The sequence below is a fragment of the Methylobacterium sp. WSM2598 genome (assembly GCF_000379105.1).
GTDB lineage: Bacteria > Pseudomonadota > Alphaproteobacteria > Rhizobiales > Beijerinckiaceae > Methylobacterium.
Genome location: NZ_KB900609.1, coordinates 129,737 through 147,114, shown reverse-complemented (window position 1 = coordinate 147,114; position 17,378 = coordinate 129,737). Strand labels below are relative to the sequence as shown.

The window sequence follows — 17,378 nt, the reverse complement described above, 5'->3', positions numbered from 1 at the left end:
ATACGGCAGCGCCGGGACGCCTTCCCTTCCCGATCCGGTCGCACTAGAGGGTGGCCGTCGCGCCCGGCCGGGCGCCGATCTCCCGAGGGTGCCGCCGCCATGCCGTCCTGCCGTCCGTTCCGTCTCGCCCTGACCCTCGCCCTGGCGCTCGGCGCGGGCCGCGCGCTCGGCCAGGAGGGCGAGGCGCCGGCCGCTCCGGAGCCCGCCCCGGCCCCCGCTCCCGCTCACGCCCCGGCGAAGCCCGCGCGCCGGCCCTCCCCGGCCCACCGGCCCGCGCCGCCCCCCGCCGCCCCGGCCCCCGCGGCGGCCCCGTCCGCCGCGCCGGCCGGCTGGCCGCCGGGGGCGAGCGCGGTGAGCGAGGTCTACGGGGACTGGACGGTCAGCTGCAGCCGCGAGGGCGAGGCGCGGACCTGCCAGGTCTCGCAGGCCCAGGGCGATTCCCAGACCGGGCGGCGGCGCTTCAGCATCGAGCTGCGCCAGCCGCAGAACGGCCGCAGCGAGGGCGTCGTGCTGGTTCCGCTCGGGCTGCAGGTCGAGCCGGGCATCACCTTCAAGCTCGACGACGCGACGCTGGGCAAGGGAGCCCCGTTCACCACCTGCGTGACGGCCGGCTGCATTGCCCCGATCAGCTTCCCGACCGTCGCCACCGACGCCATGCGGACCGCCGTCGCCCTGCGCGTGACCGGCACGAAGCAGAACGGCGAGGCCGAGACCTTCACGGTGCCGCTCTCGGGCTTCGCGGCGGCCTTCGCCCGCATGGCCGCCCTGTCGGGCTGATCCGGGCAGGTTGCCCGCGCTTTCAGCAGCGCTGCCCACGCCCTGCGCCGCGGTCCCGGCGCGCGGGCCCGCGCCCCCGGGGAGGATCTGGCACGACTCCTGCTTGCGGCGAGGAAGGCTGGCCGAAGGCGCCACCGGGCAAAGACGCCCGAGCCACGGACAGGGTCGTCCGCATCGACGGGATCACGGACACGGCCATGCGCGCCGGGCGTCCGCACGTCCCACCCTGAAGCGCACGGACGTCCCCGCGGGGGCTCCGCGTGAGGCTCGATCCATGGCCGATCTCAAGACCGTGATGAAGTCGGGGCACCCCCCGACGCTCTTCGCCGCGTTCCTCTACTTCGATTTCTGCTTCGCGATCTGGGTGCTGAACGGCGCGATGGGCCCGTTCATCACCGAGGCCTTCAGGCTCACCCCGGCCCAGACCGGCTTCATGATCTCCCTGCCGATCCTCGCGGGGGCCGTCATGCGCTTCCCGCTCGGGGCCCTCGCCCAGTATATCGGCCGCAAGAACGCCGCGCTGACCGAGATGTCGCTGATCATCCTGGCGATGGCGTACGGCTTCTTCGCGGTGTCGAGCTACGGCGACGTGCTCGCCATGGGCGTGCTGCTCGGCATCGCGGGCGCCTCCTTCGGGGTGGCGCTGTCGCTCGGCTCGGGCTGGTTCCCGCCGGAGCACAAGGGCCTCGCCATGGGCATCGCGGGCGCGGGCAATTCGGGCACGGTGCTCGCGGTGCTGTTCGCCCCGCCGCTCGCCCAGGCCTATGGCTGGCAGGCGGTCTACGGCTTCGCCGGCCTGGTCATGGCCGTGCCGCTCCTCGTCATGGTGATCCTCGCCAAGGAGCCCCCGGACCGCGAGCATCAGAGCTTTCGCGAGCACGTCGCCTGCCTGTTCGAGAAGGACGGCTGGGCCTTCAACCTGATCTACGTGATTACGTTCGGCGGCTTCATCGGGCTGTCGAATTTCCTGCCGACCTTCTTCTACGAGCAGTTCGCCGTGACCAAGGTCGAGGCGGGCCGGCTGACCATGCTGGCGGCGCTGATGGGCTCGGGCATCCGGGTGGCGGGCGGCTACTTCGCCGACCGGATCGGCGGCATCCTGGTGCTGACCGTGGTGCTGCTCGCGGCGGTCGGCTCGTTCCTGCTCCTCACCGCCTCGCCGCCGCTCCTGGCGACCACGATCCTGTTCATGGTCTGCTTCGCGGCGCTCGGGGCCGGGAACGGAGCGCTGTTCCAGCTCGTGCCGCTGCGCTGGCCGACCAACACCGCGGTGGCGGGCTCGATGATCGGCGAGATCGGAGCCCTCGGCGGGGCGATCCTGCCGAACGCCATGGGCCTGTCGAAGCAGGTCACGGGCGGCTTCGCGGCCGGCTTCGTCCTCTACGCGGCCTTCGCGGCCGCGGTGCTCGGCTGCCTGGCGCTGTGGTCGCGCCGGTGGGTCGGACGCTGGGTCGGCCCGCGCGGCAAGGTGCTGAGCGCCGAGCCCGCGCGGGAGGGCGGCGTCCTGGCGGCGGGCGCCCAGCGCGCCTGATGCCCGGGACGGCGCGCGGGACCACCCCGCCGGGCGCGGCCCGGCGCCGGGCGGGGCGAGGGCTCAGGCGGCCTGCGCGGCGGCGAGGGCCGCGTCCCTCTCGCGCACCCGCGCCACGGCCGGGCGCGCCTGGTGGCGCGCCACGTAGGCGGCGATCTCCGGCGTCTCGGGCACGAATCCGAACATCGTCGTCCAGGTGAGCGCCGCCCCCCAGAGGATGTCGGCGGCCGTGAAGCGCTCGCCCAGGAGGTAGGGCCCCTGGCGGAGCTGGTCGTTCACCACCGCGAGCGCGGCCTCGTAGCTGCCGTAGGGCAGCATCGCGCGGACGGACTCGTCCGAGGCGAGCCCGCGCGCCTTGTCGACCACCGCCGGCTCGAAGCTGCTGCCGTAATAGACCATCCAGCGCAGGTAGGGTCCCCGCAGGGGATCGCCGATCGCCGGGGCGAGGCCCGCCTCCGGGAAGGCGTCGGCGAGGTACAGGAACACCGCGACCTGCTCGGTGACCAGCGCGCCGCGATGGCGGATGGCCGGGACCTTCCCCATCGGGTTGACCGCCAGGTAGGCCGGCTGCCGGTTCTCCCCCGCCTTCATGTTGAGCACCTGGAGGTCGTAGGGGGCGCCCAGCTCCTCCAGCAGCAGCAGGGCGCTCGACGAGCGCGTGTTCAGCGAGTGGTAGAGCGTGACGCGGTCCGCATTCATGCAGGCATCCTCCTTGGCTCCGTGCCGCGGGCTCCGTGCCGCGCGGCCGCGGCCCCTTGCCGGGGACGGGCGTGGCGGCGCGCCGGAGCGCGAGCGGCCCCGATTCGGGGCCGAGGCCACGCTCGGGCGACCGGCCGGCCGGATCAAGGGGTCGCCTTGCCTTTCGGAACCCGATCCGATAAAGCGCCCGCCATCCCACACGCGGAGCCGGCCTCATGCCTGAATGAGGCGTTTCCGGTGGCCGGCACTCGGCCGGCTGCTTCCTCCGCGGCGGATCGAACCGGAGCATTGAGACCCATGGCCCTTCCCGATTTCTCGATGCGTCAGCTCCTCGAAGCCGGCGCCCATTTCGGCCACCAGTCGCACCGCTGGAACCCGAAGATGCAGCCCTTCATCTTCGGCACCCGCAACAACATCCACATCATCGACCTCGCCCAGACCGTGCCGGCGCTCTACCAGGCGCTGCAGGCGGTGAGCGACACCGTCGCCAAGGGCGGCCGGGTGCTGTTCGTCGGCACCAAGCGCCAGGCCGCGGACGTGGTGGCGGATTCCGCGCGCCGCTCGGCCCAGTACTTCGTGAATTCCCGCTGGCTCGGCGGCACGCTCACCAACTGGAAGACCATCTCGGGCTCGATCCAGCGCCTGCGCAAGGTCGACGAGGTCCTGGCCGGCGGCGGCCAGGGCCTCACCAAGAAGGAGCGCCTGATGCTGTCCCGCGAGAAGGACAAGCTCGAGAAGGCGCTCGGCGGCATCAAGGACATGGGCGGCGTGCCCGACCTGCTGTTCGTGATCGACACCAACAAGGAGCAGCTGGCGATCAAGGAGGCCAAGCGCCTCGGGATCCCGGTCGCCGCCATCGTCGACACCAACTGCGACCCGGACGGCATCACCTACGTGGTCCCGGCCAACGACGACGCGGGCCGCGCGATCGCGCTCTACTGCGACCTCATCGCCCGCGCGGCGATCGACGGCATCTCCCGCGGCCAGGGCGCGCTCGGCCTCGACATCGGTGCCTCGGAGGAGCCGGTCGCCGAGGAACTGCCGGCCAACCTCAACGAGCCGGAGGTGGCGCAGGTCGACATCAGCGAGCCCTACGTGGGCGAGCCCTTCGAGCTGCTCGCCGCCCCGCGCGGCGCGCCCGACGACCTGACCAAGCTCACGGGCGTCGGCCCGCAGCTCGTCCAGAAGCTCAACGACGCCGGCATCTACCACTACTGGCAGATCGCCGCGATGGCGCCCGAGGACGTGGCCAAGGTCGATGCCGAGCTGAAGCTCAACGGCCGCATCGCGCGCGACGGCTGGATCAACCAGGCCCGCGCCTTCGTGGAGGCCGCCGCGGCCGCGTGAGCGGCCGGCGCCTCGGCGCCTGGCCGCGCCGGCACAGCGTTGACGACAGATCAGCCCGGCGCTGCATCAGCGCCGGGCTCCCTTTATCCGGTTGAGTGGAAAGGACACGTCCGATGGCCAACATCACGGCAGCGATGGTCAAGGACCTGCGCGAGAAGACCGGCGCGGGCATGATGGACTGCAAGTCCGCCCTGAACGAGACGGCGGGCGACATCGAGGCCGCGGTCGACTGGCTGCGCAAGAAGGGTCTGGCCAAGGCCGCAAAGAAGGCCGGCCGTGTCGCCGCCGAGGGCCTGGTGGCCGTCGAATCGGCCGGCCGTCACGCCGCCCTCGTCGAGGTGAATTCCGAGACCGATTTCGTCGCCCGCAACGACGGCTTCCAGGCCTTCGTGCGCGAGGCCGCCAAGGTCGCGCTCAACAGCCAGGGCAATGTCGAGTCGCTGGAGGCCGCGCATTTCCCGGGCTCGCAGACCACGGTCAAGGACCGCCTGCAGGAACTCATCGCCACGATCGGCGAGAACATGACCCTGCGCCGCGTGGCGACGCTCGCCGTGTCGCAGGGCGTGATCGCCACCTACGTGCACGGCCAGGTGAGCGAGGGCCTCGGCAAGATCGGCGTGCTGGTCGCGCTCGAATCCGCCGGCAACGTCGAGTTCCTGTCGACGCTCGGCCGCCAGATCGCCATGCACGTCGCCGCCACGAACCCGCTGGCGCTCGACGCCTCGGGCATCGACCCGGCCACGGTGGAGCGCGAGAGCGCCATCCTGCGCGAGAAGAACGCCGGCAAGCCCGATCACGTGCTGGCCAAGATCGTCGAGAGCGGCCTGAAGAGCTACTACAAGGAGGTCACCCTCCTGGACCAGCCCTTCGTGCACGACACCTCCAAGACGGTGTCGCAGGTGCTGAAGGAGGCCGAGGGCAAGGCCGGCGGCCCGGTCAAGCTCGCCGCCTTCGTGCGCTACGCCCTCGGCGAGGGCATCGAGAAGGAGGAGGGCCCGGACTTCGCCAGCGAGGTCGCGGCCGCCGTCAAGGGCTGACGCCCTCCCCATCGCCGGATCGTTCCGGGCCGGAGCGGGCCGCGCGCCCGCTCCGGCCCTTGTCGTCTCGGGACCGGGCTCGGCTCAGCGGGCCCGCGACGGATCGATGACCAGGAGGTAGTCGCAGGGCTCCGCGGCGGGGTTGGCGAAGGCGTGGCCGGCATCGGCCTCGAAGTAGAGGCTGTCCCCCGCCTCCATCTCGACCGTGCGCTCCCCGATCGTCACGCGAAGCCGCCCGCCGAGCACGTGGACGTATTCCGAGACGCCGCGGCGATGGGCCACGAACTCGCCGGTCCGGGCCCCGGGCGGCAGGGTGTTGCGCACCCAGTCGATGCCGCGCCCCGGCAGGACCGGCGAGAGGATGCGGCGCGTGAGGCCCGAACTCTCGTCGCGCAGCACGGGCTGGCGGGCCGCCTTGATCAGCAGCACCTCCTGCTCCGTCGCGGGCACCATCAGGCGCGCCGCCGTCACCCCGAGCGCCTCGGCGAGGCGCGAGAGCACGACGGTCGAGGGCACCGCCTCGGCCCGCTCGATCTTGGAGATCATCGAGCGGCTCACCCCGGAGCGGGCCGCCAGCGCCTCGAGGGAGAGGCCGAGCTCCCGCCTGCGGCGTCGGATCTCCTCGGCGATGTGGACCTGGGTCGGGGTCGGGCCCGGGGCCGCCTCCTCGGGCGGTGTCTCGTTCTGCCCCATCCTCGTCCCACCTCCCGTCCGGCCGGCCTCGCGGCACGCGCAATCCCCTCCGCCGCCCGGAGGCGCCCGTCAACCGGGGCTGTGGCACGCCGCTTGCCTCCACTGTGGTGGAAATTCCTCCAAGGCAGTGGATGGGGTTGGGCCATGGTCGATGCAGCACTCCCGATCGAGTCCGGGGCACCTCAGCTGGCCGGGGCCGTGCCGTCGGCTGATCGCCGGCAGATCGTCTGGTCGAGCGTGATCGGCACCACGGTCGAGTGGTACGACTTCCTGATCTACGGGACCGCGAGCGCACTCGTCTTCAACAAGCTTTTCTTCCCGAGCTTCGACCCGCTGGTCGGCACGGTGGCGGCCTTCGGCTCCTACGCGGTCGGCTTCCTGGCGCGACCGCTCGGCGGGATCATCTTCGGGCATTTCGGCGACCGGCTCGGCCGCAAGGCGATGCTCTCGCTCACCATCATCATCATGGGCCTCGGCACCTTCCTGATCGGCTGCCTGCCGACCTACGCGCAGGCGGGCCTCCTCGCCCCGGTCATGCTCGTGGCCCTGCGCCTCGTGCAGGGGATCGGCATCGGCGGCGAATGGGGCGGCGCCGTCCTGATGGTGGTGGAGACCGTGCCCGCCGAGCGGCGGGGCCTGTTCGGAAGCATCGTCCAGCTCGGCTACCCGCTCGGCGTCATCACCTCGACCGGCGCCTTCGCGCTGACCGGCCTGATGCCGGAGGCGGATTTCCTCGCCTGGGGCTGGCGCCTGCCCTTCCTGGGCAGCCTGCCGCTGATCGTCGTCGGGTTGTTCATCCGCCTGCGCCTGCACGAGACGCCCTCCTTCCGGCGGATCAAGAGCCGGGACGCGGTCGCCCGCCTGCCCGTCCTGGAGATCCTGACCGCGCATCCGCGCACCTTCGCGACGGCGGTCGGGCTCAAGCTCTCGGAGATCGCCTATGTCAGCGTCGTCACGGTGTTCGGCATCGCCTACGTCACCGGCCAGCTCGGCCTGCCGCGCAGCGTCATCCTGAACGGGATCCTGGTGGCGGCCATCATCGAGCTGTTCACCCTGCCAGCCTTCGGCTGGCTCTCGGACCGCTACGGGCGAAGGAGCCTGTTCGTCGCGGCCTGCCTGTTCTCCATCGCCTTCGCGTTCCCGCTGTTCTGGCTCCTCGGCAGCCGCGACCCGCTGGTCATCAGCCTGACGGTGGCGGTGGCCGTGAGCTTCGGCCAGGGCATCATGTTCGGCACCGGGGCGGCCTGGATGTCGGAGCTCTTCGACGCGCGCCTGCGCTACAGCGGGGCCTCCCTGGGCTTCCAGGTCGGGGCAGCCCTGAGCGGCGGCTTCACGCCGCTGATCTGCGCGGCCCTGCTGGGCGGGAGCGGCGGCGCGACCTGGCCGATCTCGGTCTACCTCGTCGTCCTCGCCAGCGTGACGCTCGCGGCGGCCCTGATCGCCCCGGAGACGGCCCGCCGCCCGATCGACTGAGCGACGGCCCGCCCCCGTCCGGAGACGAACCCGCATGACCGAGATGCCCGCGCCTCGCATGATCCCGGCCCTCGCGCACCCGGCCGGCGCCGCCGCCGCGGAGGTCCCGGGCGGCGCGACCGGGTGGAGCGGCCGCCTGCTCCACATCCACGTCGCCCCGGCCGCGAGCTACGAGATGGAGGAGCGCGCCGAGGCCCTCTGCGTGGCCGGCCGCGGCATCGAGGGCGACCGCTACTTCGCCGGCACCGGCACCTACTCGGCCAAGCCCGACGTGCGCGAGGTCACCCTGATCGAGCAGGAGGCCCTCGACGCCCTCGCACGCAACGACCCGCCGCTTCAGGGCGGGCCCCTCCGCCTCGCGCCGGGCGACCACCGGCGCAATCTCACGGTCGTCGGCGTGCCGCTCAACCACCTGGTCGGCCGGCGCTTCCGGGTCGGCGAGGTGATCCTGTGCGGGGGTCGGCTCAACTTCCCGTGCAAGTACCTGGAGGAATTGCTCGGCATGCCCGTCTACCTGCCGCTCTACAACCGCTCCGGCCTCAATTGCGGCATCGAGCGGGGCGGCCTCATCCGGCCGGGCGACCCGGTCGCGCTCCTGGATTGAGCCGGTGACCGCTCGCCTGATCATGAAGCTGCGGGTCGCGGCGGCGGAGGCGGCGACGCCGCAGGTGCGGCGGGTCGTCCTCGTCCACCCCCGGCGCCCGGACCTGCCGGCCTGGGAGGCCGGCGCCCACGTCGCGCTCCACCTCCCGGACGGGCGGGTGCGGGCCTACTCGCTCTGCGGCGACCCGGCGGATCGGAGCCGCTACGAGATCGCGATCAAGCGGGAGGAGGCCGGCCGGGGCGGGTCGGTCTGGGCGCACGACGCGCTGCGGCCAGGCGCGATCGTGCCCGTCGCCGCCCCGCGCAGCGCCTTCCGCCTGGCCGGGGAGGCGCGCCACCACGTCCTCGTCGGCGGCGGCATCGGCGTGACCCCGCTGCTCGCGATGGCCCGGACGCTCGCGGCCGAGGGCGCAGACTTCGCGCTGCACCTGTGCGCCCGGTCGGCCGGGGCGGCCCCGCTCCTGGGGGAGGCCGAGGCGGTCTGCGGCGGGCGCCTGCGGCGCTGGTTCTCCGCCGAGGGCCGGCGCTTCGACCCCGCCGTGCTGGCGGAGCGCCGGGAGGGCTCGCACCTCTACCTGTGCGGCCCGGAGAGCCTGATCGAGGCGGCGCGCCGCGCCGCCGCGGCTCACGGCTGGCCGCCCGCCTCGGTGCACGTGGAGCGCTTCGCCCCCGCGGCCGAGGACCGGGCGGCGGACGAACCCTTCGTCGCGGTGATCGGCTCCACCGGGCAGGAGATCGAGGTGCCGGCCGGCCTCTCGCTCCTCGCGGCGCTGCGGGCACGGGGATTCTCCCTGCCCTCATCCTGCGAGACAGGCCTGTGCGGCGCCTGCGCCTGCGGGTATCGCGAGGGGACCGTCCTGCACCGCGACGCGGCGCTGTCGCCCGCCGCGCGGACGGCGCAGCTCACGCCCTGCGTCTCCCGGGCCCGGGGCCGCGTCGTGCTCGCTCTGTGACGCGGCGGGCCCGGCGCGCCGCCTGCCCGCCGTCAGCGCGCCGTGTCCGACAGGAGCCGCTGCAGGCCGCGCTGGTCGAGGCCGGCCGGCCTGCGGCGGGCCGGCAGCGCGCCCGTCGTCGCCGGGTCGCGGATCGTCGCGGCGAGGGCCGGTCCCTTCGGCTCCTCCCGCCGCGCCGCCCAGTGGGCGGCGAGGGACAGCCCCGTGATCACCAGCATCGCCTTGATACCGCCGGTCAGGAGGCGCCACATCGCCGGGATCTCGCCATCGCGTCAGAGTGGCGCCCACCTTAGGCCGCGGGCGTTAACAAGCGGGTCATCCGACATCCGGTTGATCGCTTCGCGATGCGGATGTCGGCTCCGCTCAGGCGCCGCGCGGGCTTGTCATGCGCCATCCGGTTGATGGCTTCGCCATCTCGCATTTCGGCGATGCGGATGTCGGCTCCGCTCAGGCGCCGCGCGGGCTCGTGATCCGGGATCCGCTCGATCGAGCGGATCCCGGATCAATCCGCCGGAGAGAGGTGGGCCATGCGCCAGGGTAGCGGTTCCTGTTCCCCGAACCCGTGACGCTCCTGCGACTACTCGGCCCACTGAGCCTCACAGGCAAGGTTGCAGAGAACTGGTCCGCACCGTCCCGTCGTCGCCGGCCCTCCCACCGCGCGGCCCAGACGGGTTCCGGAAGCCTCCGGGCGCGCTGGCGGTCAGGACGGCCCGTGTAGCAGACCCCGGGCCCGGAGCAACAGGAATGGTCGCGCTCGCCTGCGTCGAAACGTGGCGGTCGCGTCTCAGCGCACGGCGAAGCGCGGCAGGCTCGGGACCGGCGCCGCCGCGGGCGCGGCGACCGGCGGCACCAGGGAGGCGCGCGCGCCGCCGTGGCGATAGAGGCCGCGGTGCTTGGGGTCCGGGGTCAGCGCGTCGGTGATGCCGATCACCGTCTCGGCCGCCCCGAGCAGCACCGCCCCGTCCGGGGCTAGCTGCGCGGCGATCCGCCCGAGCACGTCCGCCTTGGTCGGCGCGTCGAAATAGATCAGCACGTTGCGGCAATACACGATGTCGAAGGTGCCGAGCTGGTCGAACCGGTCCAGCAGGTTGAGCGGGCGGAAATCCACCATCTGCCGCAGGGCCGCGCTGATCCGCCACTGCTCGCCGACCTGCTCGAAGTACTTCAGCATGAGCTGGACCGGCAGCCCGCGCTGGACCTCGAACTGGTTGTAGAGGCCGAGCCGGGCCTTCTCCAGGACCTCGGTCGAGAGGTCGGTGCCGACGAGCTCGATCCGCCAGCCGGCCAGGAGCGGCGCCGCCTCGGTGAGCAGCATCGCCAGCGAGTAGGGCTCCTGCCCGGTCGAGGCGGCCGCGCACCAGATGCGCAGCCGGCGCGCCGCGGCGCGCGCGGCGATCATCTGCGGCAGCAGCACGTCGCGGAACAGGTCGAAGGGCGCCCTGTCCCGGAAGAAGAAGGTCTCGTTGGTGGTCATCGCCTCGACCACCGCCTTCTCGATCGCGCCCTCGCGCGCGACCCGCAGGGCGCCGACGAGTTCGGTGAGGGTGGCGATCCCGAAGCGGCGGCAGACCGGCGTGAGCCGGCTCTCGATCAGGTAGCGCTTCTCGGGGGTCAGGGCGAGGCCGGACCGCTGCTTGAGATAGCCGCGCAGGAACTCGAACTCGGTCTCGGTCATCGCGGCGGGCCCTTCCCGGCGGTGTCGCGCGTCGAGGGCATCAGGGCTGCCCGCCCGTGATCTGGGCGCGCAGCGCGGGGCCGATCGCGGGGAGTGCCAGGATCTCGTGGGCGTAGCCGGCCTTGGCGATGCTGCCGGGCATGCCCCAGACGGTCGAGGAGGCCTCGTCCTGCACCAGCATGGTGCCGCCCGCATCCACCAGAGCCTTGGCGCCGTGGGTCCCGTCCGAGCCCATCCCGGTGAGCACCACCGAGAGCGTCGAGGCGCCGTAGAGCTCGGCCGCGTCGCGGAACAGCACGTCCACCGCCGGCCGGCAGAAATTCACCGGCGGGCCGTCGTCGAGGCGGATGGCGATCTCCGCGCCATGGCCGGAGAGGCCCATGTGCCGCCCGCCCGGCGCCACGTAGAGGGTGCCGGGCCGCACCGGCTCGCCGTGCTTGCCCTCCGCCGCCGGCAGGCCCGTGCGGGTGCGCAGGTGCTCGGCGAAGACGCCGGTGAAGACCGGCGGCATGTGCTGCACGATCAGGATCGGGAGCCGCCGCAGGGCCGCCGCGCCGATCCCCTCCAGCACCTCGCCCACCGCCCTCGGACCGCCGGTCGAGGCGCCGATCAGCAGCACCTTCGGCGGCGTGCGGGCGTGCCGCGGGCGCAGGGAGACCGGGGGGGCGGCGGGCCGCGGCGGCGGCGGCACGGCGCCGGCCCGCTCCGGCGCGGGCCGCTCGGCGACGGCGCGCCGCAGGGCCCCCGCCCCGCCGCGCAGGGCGGCGCCGAGCATCCGCACCTTCTGGATCAGGTCCTCCCGGAAGGTCGCCGTGGTGGTCACGCCCCGGTTGCCCTCGGGCTTGGGCAGGTAGTCCACCGCCCCGAGGGCGAGGCAGCGCAGGGAGATCTCCGCGTTGCGCTGCGTCAGGGTCGACATCATCACGACCTGGAGGCCCGGCCGCTTGGCCAGCATGCGCGGCAGGGCCTGCGTGCCGTCGAGCTCCGGCATCTCGACGTCGAGGAGGACGATCTCCGGGCTGACCCGGTCGAGGGTTTCGAGGGCGATCCGGCCGTTCGAGGCGGTCGCCACCACGTCGCATCCCGCCTCCTGCAGCCAGCGCGAGACGAGGCCGCGCACCACGGCGGAGTCGTCGGCCACCATCACCTTGACACGCGGCGCTGCGGGGCTGGCCTGGGACGGCGCGAGGGAAGCTGCCATGATACTCTCGGCACTTGGAATACGGGAGACGCGCGCGGGCGCGCGGCCGGCGCGGGAGCGGGGCGCCCGGTCCGAGACCGCGCGAGGATCAGGCGAGGCCGACTTCCTGGAGCTTCGCCGTGATGATGTCCTTGTCGAACGGTTTCATGATGTACTCGTCCGCCCCCGCGTGCAGGGCGCGGGCGATGGAGCTCACGTCGTTCTCGGTGGTGCAGAACACCACCTTGGGGTGCTCGCCCGAGGGCAGCCGGCGCAATTCCCGCAGGAACTCGTAGCCGTCCATCTGCGGCATGCGCCAGTCGAGCAGGATCGCGTCCGGCATCGCCTCCCGGCACAGGCCGATGGCGTCGGCGCCGTCCTCCGCCTCCGCGACGCGGAACCCGATCCCCTCCAGGATGCGCCGCGCCACCTTCCGGATCACGGCGGAATCATCGACGATCAGGCAGGTTCTCATCGCGCTGCGTCCCTGCTCAGGCGGCCGAGGCGTTGGCCCGGTCGTCGCCGAAGGCCAGGACCGCGTCGACGTCGAGGATGATCAGCAGGCGCCCGTCGAGGCGGTGCACCCCGCGCGAGACGGCGCGCCAGCGCGTGTCCATGTGCACCGGGTTCGGCCCGTAGGTGTCGGCGGAGAGCTTCATCACCTCGCCGACCTGATCGACCAGGAGCCCGTAGGCCTCGCCGCCGAGCTCGAAGCCCACCGCCATCTCGCGCCCCTCCGAGACCCGGTCGGGCAGGCCGAGGCGGCGGCGCAGGCAGATCGCGGTCACCACCCGCCCGCGCAGGTTGAGCAGGCCCTTGATCTCGGGCGGCGACAGCGGAACGTCCGTGAGGTTGGTGGCGATGAAGACGTCGTGGACCCGGTCGATCGGCAGGCCGAACATCTCGTCGCCGAGGGTCACGGTGACGTAGTCGATGGTGTCGCCGATCACGGCGGAGCTGGTCTCGCCCGCGCGGGCGACGTTGCTGTTGGCGGCCATCATGGGCGTCGCTCGGTTCTCATCGGGTTGCGGGAGGGCGCCGCCGCGGGCGGGGCGCCGGGAGGCCTGCGCGGACCGCCGCGGGCGGGCCGCTCAGGCCGGGGCGGCGGTCAGGCCGCGGCGTCGAGGCTGGGCGCGGTGATCTCGTTGAGGGCGGCGACGAGGCCGCTGCGGTCGAACTTCGCGACGAAGTCGGCGATCCCGAGGGCGCGCGCCCGCTCGATCCCCTCCGGGGCGACGCTCGAGGCGAGCGCGATCACCGGCATCTCGGCGAGGCGCGGCCCGGTCCGGCGCATCTGCTCGATCAGGTCGAAGCCGGAGCGGCCCGGCATCTCCAGATCGGCGACGACGACGTCGATCGGCGTCTCGCCGGTGAGCACCGTGAGAGCCTCCTCGGCGCTGGCGGCCGGGATCACCCGGTAGCCGGCGGCCTTCAGCACGGGCGTCAGCATCTCGCGGAAGAAGGCCGAGTCGTCGACCAGGAGCAGCCGCCGCGGCGCCTGCTCCTCCTTGCGGCGCGGCGCGCGCGCCCAGTCGTCGTGCGCGAGCGGCAGGTAATGGGCGATGTTGACGATCTCGGTCGCGCGCCCGCGCACCACCGCCGAGCCGATCAGGTCGGACCGGTCCGCCGTGAGTTCGACGTCGAGCACCTCGTCGACGATGTCGACGATCTCGTCCACCGCGAGGCCCATCGAGCGCTCGCCGTCCGAGAACACCACCAGGGCCTGCGCGCCCTCGCGCCGCAGCACCTGATCGGGATCGACGGGCACCAGGGGCATGAGCCGGCCCCGGTACTGGATGAGCGGCCGCCCGCCCACCCACTCGACCTTGGCGCCGTCGACCTCCTCCAGGCGCGTGACCAGCGACAGGGGCACCGCCTTCAGCGCGTCGCCGCCGCCCTTGAACACCAGCAGCGTGACGGTCTGATCGGCCGACGCCGCCGCCTCCTCGGCCTCGGCATCCGCCTCCGCGGGCTGCCCGGTCGCCGTGCCGGAACCGACCATGCGGGCGACCCCGTTCGGGTCGATGATCAGCACGACCGCGCCGTCGCCCAGGATCGTGTTGCCGGAGAAGAGCGGGATGTGCCGCAGCTTCGTCGACATCGGCTTCACGACGATCTCTTCCGTGTGGAAGACGCCGTCCACCAGGATGCCGAAGCGCTGGCGCCCGACCTGGCTCACCACCACGAAGCCCTCGTCGGAGGAGGCGGTGGTGGGATCCTTGTCCAGGCCGAGCATGGCGGCGATCGGCACGATCGGCAGCAGGCGGTCGCGCAGGCGCAGCACCGGCGAGCCGTTGATGCGCTCGACCTGGTGGTCGCTGCCCGGCTGCACCCGCACGAGTTCGAGCACCGAGACCTGCGGGATCGCGAAGCGGTGGTCGCGGGCCGAGACGATCAGCGCCGCGACGATGGCGAGCGTCAGCGGGATCTTGATCGTGAAGGTGGTGCCCTGGCCGAACTGGGTGCGGATGTCGACGGTGCCGCCGATCAGCTCGATGTTGGTCTTGACCACGTCCATGCCGACGCCGCGGCCCGAGACCGAGGTGACGGCCTTGGCGGTCGAGAAGCCGGCGTGGAAGATGAACTTCGCGACCTGCGCGTCGGTCATCCGCTCGACCTCGGCCTCGGTGGCGATGCCCCGCTCCACGGCCTTGCGGCGGATCGTGGCGAGGTCGAGCCCCTTGCCGTCGTCCGAGATCTCGATCGTGATCGTGCCGCCCTCGTGGAAGGCGTTGAGGCGGATCGTCCCCTTCTCGGGCTTGCCCGCGGCCTTGCGCTCCAGCGCCGACTCGATGCCGTGGTCGGCGGAGTTGCGCACCATGTGGGTGAGCGGGTCCTTGATGACCTCCAGCACCTGACGGTCGAGTTCCGTCTCGGCGCCCTGCATCACCAGGTCGATCTTCTTGCCGAGTTCCGACGAGAGGTCGCGCACCACCCGCGGCAGCTTCTGCCACGCCGAGCCGATCGGCTGCATGCGGGTCTTCATGACCCCTTCCTGCAGCTCGGCGGTGACGTTCGAGAGCCGCTGCAGCGGCACCTTGTAGCTGTTGTCCTCCTGCCGGCGGGCGATCTCGAGGAGCTGATTGCGGGTCAGCACCAGTTCCGAGACCATCGTCATCAGGTGCTCGAGGGTGTCGACGTTCACCCGGATCGTCTGCACCTTGTTGATGGCGGCGCCGTCCGTCTCGGGCGCGGCGTCGGCGCGGGGCGCCTCGGCCGGAGCGGGCGCGGCCTTCGGCGCGCTCACCGCCTTGGCGGGCGCCGCGGAGGGCCCGGGCGTGTCGCGGAAGGCGCGCTCCAGGTCGTCCAGGGAGACCTCGCCCGGCTTGAGCGCCCGCTCCAGCGTCTGCGGCACCAGCGAGCCCGTGGTCATGGGCGCGGGCGAGGCCTCGGGCCCGGGCGTGTCGCGGAAGGCGCGCTCCAGGTCGTCCAGGGAGACCTCGTCGGGCTTGAGCGCCCGCTCCAGCGTCTGGGACACCAGGGAGCCGGTGGTCATCGGGACGGGCGGCGGCGGGGCGGGCGCCGGGGCGGGAGCGGCCTCGCCCTCGGCCATGCGCTCCAGGGCGCCGATCAGGTCCTCGTCGGCGCCCACGGGCTCGGCCGCCGTGCGCTCCAGCTCCGCGACGATCACCTTGATGCGGTCGAGCGTCTGCAGGATCAGCGTCACCGCCTCGCTCGTGACGCCCATCCCGTCGCGGAACTTGCCCATCAGCGTCTCGGCCGCGTGGGCCAGCGCCTCGAGGCGCGGCAGTCCGAGGAAGCCGCAGGTGCCCTTGATGGTATGCACGAGCCGGAAGATGTTCCGGAGGATCGTCTGGTTGTTCGGATCCTGCTCGAAGCGGACGAGCTCCAGGTCGACCGTATCCAGGTGTTCACCGGTCTCGGTCAGGAATTCACGCAGCAAATCGTCCATGTCCGCCACTCGCCGATCGTCGCAGGGCCTCCCCGCTCCATGACAGTGGCACCGGAGCGTTGATGATCCGTTGCCACAGTCGATCGGCCCCGAGCGATGTTGCAGGGGCGCGGGTCACGCAGCGGAGTCCCGCGCCCGGCCGAGTGCCGCCGGCGACAGCGAGAATTCATGTCACGACAATGAGATAAGGCGCCACCCGGAAGGCGCTTCGCGGCCCCGGTCATCCGCCGTCGGACTAATCCATCAGGCGGAACGCGCGCCGCTCCACTCGCGAAAAATATTCGTTTCACGGAACTCCCGCGCTCTTTCCTCAACGGCACGTGCGCCGCGGCGCGGCGGAAGGCGGGCCGCGACCCTGCGCGGCGGCAAGAGCGCGGGCGCGCGGGCCCGCCAGGGGCTCGGGGCGGGACGCTCGGGGCTTGCGCGGCGAGGCTCCCGTGCCGGCCGACGGGCGCGCGGGCGGCCGCCGGCCGGAGGGAGAGCGACGGGTCGCGCGCGAGGGGCCGCTCGCCCTCAGCCGCAGCGCGCGCGCCCTCGCGCCGGTACCCTGCGCGCGGCGCGGCCTGCGGAACGGTGCGGCGCGGCTCAGGCGGCGGCGGGCTCGGCGCGGATCGTCACGGTGTCGCCGTCGATCCCGAAGGAGACGGTCATGCCGGCGGCCCGGGCCACGAGGCCCGCGTAGTAGGGCTGCACGCCGTGCGCGTCGACCGTGCCGCTCTCCGGGCTGCCGGCGATCAGCGCCTCGACATGGGCCGGGATGCGCGCATGCGAGCCCCGGCAGGTGAGCACGAAGACCGGCGCCTCGGCCTCGCCGGTCACCGCCACGTCGATCAGGCCGCCGCGCGGGATCGTGGTGACGGCGATCACCACGAGGTTGAGCAGGAGCTTGACCTTGTTCTTCGGAAACAGGGCGCGGGGGGCGCTCCAGGCGAGCTTCGTCTTCTCGTCCGAGAACAGGCCGCGGGCGACGCCCTCGGCATCGGCGAGGTCGATCGTCGCCCCGACCGAGCCCGCCGCCCCGAAGGCGATGCGGGCGAATTGGAGACGCGCCGAGGCCTGCTTGGCGCTCTTGCGGATCAGGTCGATGGCGAAGTCGCGCATCCCCGGATCGTCCTCGTCCTCCAGAACCTCCAGGCCGTTCACGATCGCGCCGACCGGGCTGATCACGTCGTGGCACACGCGGGAGCAGAGCAGCGCGGAGAGGTCGAGGGCGTCGAGCGTGACGGTGATCATCGGGGGTCTCCGGGGCCCGGTCCGGGGCATCCGGCGCGGGATTCGCCGTGTGCGGAGCGGCACGGATAGCGGCCCCGCACCGGTTTGGAAAGCGTGCAGCCGGCAGGGATTGGGCGCGGGAGGCCGTGCGGAAGCCGCCCCAGTGCCGCCCGCGCACCCGGATCGGCGCGTCGACCTCCTTCATGGGCACGCGCTGCCCGCCGCCCATGTCGCGGATGTCGGATTGGACCAGCACCGGCGCGGCGGAGCGCGCCGCCACCAGCC

The 17,378-nt window shown here is 72.8% G+C and carries 16 protein-coding genes; 7 read left to right on the top strand and 9 right to left on the bottom strand.

Going from position 1 to position 17,378, the window contains the following annotated elements:
* Positions 1 to 99 precede the first annotated feature (99 nt).
* On the top strand, positions 100 to 777 hold the full coding sequence (locus MET2598_RS0100745) for an invasion associated locus B family protein (RefSeq protein WP_018259537.1): 678 nt from the start codon (positions 100 to 102) through the stop codon (positions 775 to 777).
* A gap of 274 nt (positions 778 to 1,051) precedes the next feature.
* Positions 1,052 to 2,308 carry a nitrate/nitrite transporter gene (locus MET2598_RS0100740; protein WP_018259536.1) on the top strand — a complete coding sequence of 419 codons (1,257 nt, stop codon included), beginning with the start codon at positions 1,052 to 1,054 and terminating at the stop codon, positions 2,306 to 2,308.
* 63 nt (positions 2,309 to 2,371) lie between these two features.
* Here the strand turns inward: MET2598_RS0100740 and MET2598_RS0100735 are convergent, their stop codons facing one another.
* Positions 2,372 to 3,007, bottom strand: a complete 636-nt coding sequence (locus MET2598_RS0100735) for a glutathione S-transferase family protein (protein ID WP_018259535.1) — start codon at positions 3,005 to 3,007, stop codon at positions 2,372 to 2,374.
* A 297-nt stretch (positions 3,008 to 3,304) separates the two neighbouring features.
* On the opposite strand from MET2598_RS0100735, the gene MET2598_RS0100730 reads away from it, so the two are divergent.
* On the top strand, positions 3,305 to 4,354 hold the full coding sequence (locus MET2598_RS0100730; protein WP_012334544.1) for a 30S ribosomal protein S2: 1,050 nt from the start codon (positions 3,305 to 3,307) through the stop codon (positions 4,352 to 4,354).
* Positions 4,355 to 4,467: 113 nt separating this feature from the next.
* Positions 4,468 to 5,391 carry a translation elongation factor Ts gene (gene tsf, locus MET2598_RS0100725; RefSeq protein WP_012334545.1) on the top strand — a complete coding sequence of 308 codons (924 nt, stop codon included), beginning with the start codon at positions 4,468 to 4,470 and terminating at the stop codon, positions 5,389 to 5,391.
* Between the two features lie 84 nt (positions 5,392 to 5,475).
* On the opposite strand, the gene MET2598_RS0100720 is transcribed toward tsf, so the two are convergent.
* Complete coding sequence (locus tag MET2598_RS0100720) at positions 5,476 to 6,084, bottom strand: helix-turn-helix domain-containing protein (protein ID WP_018259534.1); 609 nt, start codon at positions 6,082 to 6,084, stop codon at positions 5,476 to 5,478.
* A 144-nt stretch (positions 6,085 to 6,228) separates the two neighbouring features.
* Here MET2598_RS0100720 and MET2598_RS0100715 point away from each other — a divergent pair, with 144 nt between their 5' ends.
* From MET2598_RS0100715 to MET2598_RS0100705, 3 genes are read left to right on the top strand one after another with little or no spacing between them, the layout of a single operon-like run.
* Positions 6,229 to 7,557, top strand: coding sequence for an MFS transporter (locus MET2598_RS0100715; protein WP_018259533.1), 1,329 nt, complete (start codon positions 6,229 to 6,231; stop codon positions 7,555 to 7,557).
* A 34-nt stretch (positions 7,558 to 7,591) separates the two neighbouring features.
* Complete coding sequence (locus MET2598_RS0100710; protein ID WP_018259532.1) at positions 7,592 to 8,161, top strand: MOSC domain-containing protein; 570 nt, start codon at positions 7,592 to 7,594, stop codon at positions 8,159 to 8,161.
* Positions 8,162 to 8,165: 4 nt separating this feature from the next.
* Positions 8,166 to 9,113: a PDR/VanB family oxidoreductase gene (locus MET2598_RS0100705; protein ID WP_018259531.1), complete on the top strand. Its 948-nt coding sequence runs from the start codon at positions 8,166 to 8,168 to the stop codon at positions 9,111 to 9,113.
* 32 nt (positions 9,114 to 9,145) lie between these two features.
* Here MET2598_RS0100705 and MET2598_RS0100700 read toward each other — a convergent pair whose 3' ends face one another.
* The 7 genes from MET2598_RS0100700 to chpT form a co-directional block, all read right to left on the bottom strand.
* On the bottom strand, positions 9,146 to 9,364 hold the full coding sequence (locus tag MET2598_RS0100700; protein WP_012334550.1) for a hypothetical protein: 219 nt from the start codon (positions 9,362 to 9,364) through the stop codon (positions 9,146 to 9,148).
* A 533-nt stretch (positions 9,365 to 9,897) separates the two neighbouring features.
* Positions 9,898 to 10,788 carry a CheR family methyltransferase gene (locus MET2598_RS0100695; RefSeq protein WP_012334551.1) on the bottom strand — a complete coding sequence of 297 codons (891 nt, stop codon included), beginning with the start codon at positions 10,786 to 10,788 and terminating at the stop codon, positions 9,898 to 9,900.
* A 40-nt stretch (positions 10,789 to 10,828) separates the two neighbouring features.
* Positions 10,829 to 11,989 carry a protein-glutamate methylesterase/protein-glutamine glutaminase gene (locus MET2598_RS0100690; protein WP_012334552.1) on the bottom strand — a complete coding sequence of 387 codons (1,161 nt, stop codon included), beginning with the start codon at positions 11,987 to 11,989 and terminating at the stop codon, positions 10,829 to 10,831.
* A gap of 88 nt (positions 11,990 to 12,077) precedes the next feature.
* Entirely contained in the window at positions 12,078 to 12,443 is a 366-nt protein-coding gene (locus MET2598_RS0100685; RefSeq protein WP_012334553.1) for a response regulator, read from the bottom strand.
* A gap of 16 nt (positions 12,444 to 12,459) precedes the next feature.
* On the bottom strand, positions 12,460 to 12,969 hold the full coding sequence (locus MET2598_RS0100680; protein WP_012334554.1) for a chemotaxis protein CheW: 510 nt from the start codon (positions 12,967 to 12,969) through the stop codon (positions 12,460 to 12,462).
* Positions 12,970 to 13,076: 107 nt separating this feature from the next.
* Positions 13,077 to 15,881 (bottom strand): hybrid sensor histidine kinase/response regulator, encoded by a 2,805-nt coding sequence (locus MET2598_RS0100675; RefSeq protein WP_026190435.1) that lies wholly within the window; start codon positions 15,879 to 15,881, stop codon positions 13,077 to 13,079.
* 585 nt (positions 15,882 to 16,466) lie between these two features.
* Positions 16,467 to 17,114 (bottom strand): histidine phosphotransferase ChpT, encoded by a 648-nt coding sequence (gene chpT / locus MET2598_RS0100670; protein WP_018259528.1) that lies wholly within the window; start codon positions 17,112 to 17,114, stop codon positions 16,467 to 16,469.
* Between the last annotated feature and the right edge of the window lie 264 nt (positions 17,115 to 17,378).

What these genes read in the sequence shown, in the direction of transcription:
- MET2598_RS0100745 (WP_018259537.1), top strand. Translation starts at nt 100, where the DNA reads ATGCCGTCCTGCCGTCCGTTCCGTCTCGCCCTGACCCTCGCCCTGGCG.
- MET2598_RS0100740 (WP_018259536.1), top strand. Translation starts at nt 1,052, where the DNA reads ATGGCCGATCTCAAGACCGTGATGAAGTCGGGGCACCCCCCGACGCTC.
- MET2598_RS0100735 (WP_018259535.1), bottom strand. Translation starts at nt 3,007, where the DNA reads ATGAATGCGGACCGCGTCACGCTCTACCACTCGCTGAACACGCGCTCG.
- MET2598_RS0100730 (WP_012334544.1), top strand. Translation starts at nt 3,305, where the DNA reads ATGGCCCTTCCCGATTTCTCGATGCGTCAGCTCCTCGAAGCCGGCGCC.
- tsf (WP_012334545.1), top strand. Translation starts at nt 4,468, where the DNA reads ATGGCCAACATCACGGCAGCGATGGTCAAGGACCTGCGCGAGAAGACC.
- MET2598_RS0100720 (WP_018259534.1), bottom strand. Translation starts at nt 6,084, where the DNA reads ATGGGGCAGAACGAGACACCGCCCGAGGAGGCGGCCCCGGGCCCGACC.
- MET2598_RS0100715 (WP_018259533.1), top strand. Translation starts at nt 6,229, where the DNA reads ATGGTCGATGCAGCACTCCCGATCGAGTCCGGGGCACCTCAGCTGGCC.
- MET2598_RS0100710 (WP_018259532.1), top strand. Translation starts at nt 7,592, where the DNA reads ATGACCGAGATGCCCGCGCCTCGCATGATCCCGGCCCTCGCGCACCCG.
- MET2598_RS0100700 (WP_012334550.1), bottom strand. Translation starts at nt 9,364, where the DNA reads ATGTGGCGCCTCCTGACCGGCGGTATCAAGGCGATGCTGGTGATCACG.
- MET2598_RS0100695 (WP_012334551.1), bottom strand. Translation starts at nt 10,788, where the DNA reads ATGACCGAGACCGAGTTCGAGTTCCTGCGCGGCTATCTCAAGCAGCGG.
- MET2598_RS0100690 (WP_012334552.1), bottom strand. Translation starts at nt 11,989, where the DNA reads ATGGCAGCTTCCCTCGCGCCGTCCCAGGCCAGCCCCGCAGCGCCGCGT.
- MET2598_RS0100685 (WP_012334553.1), bottom strand. Translation starts at nt 12,443, where the DNA reads ATGAGAACCTGCCTGATCGTCGATGATTCCGCCGTGATCCGGAAGGTG.
- MET2598_RS0100680 (WP_012334554.1), bottom strand. Translation starts at nt 12,969, where the DNA reads ATGATGGCCGCCAACAGCAACGTCGCCCGCGCGGGCGAGACCAGCTCC.
- MET2598_RS0100675 (WP_026190435.1), bottom strand. Translation starts at nt 15,881, where the DNA reads ATGGACGATTTGCTGCGTGAATTCCTGACCGAGACCGGTGAACACCTG.
- chpT (WP_018259528.1), bottom strand. Translation starts at nt 17,114, where the DNA reads ATGATCACCGTCACGCTCGACGCCCTCGACCTCTCCGCGCTGCTCTGC.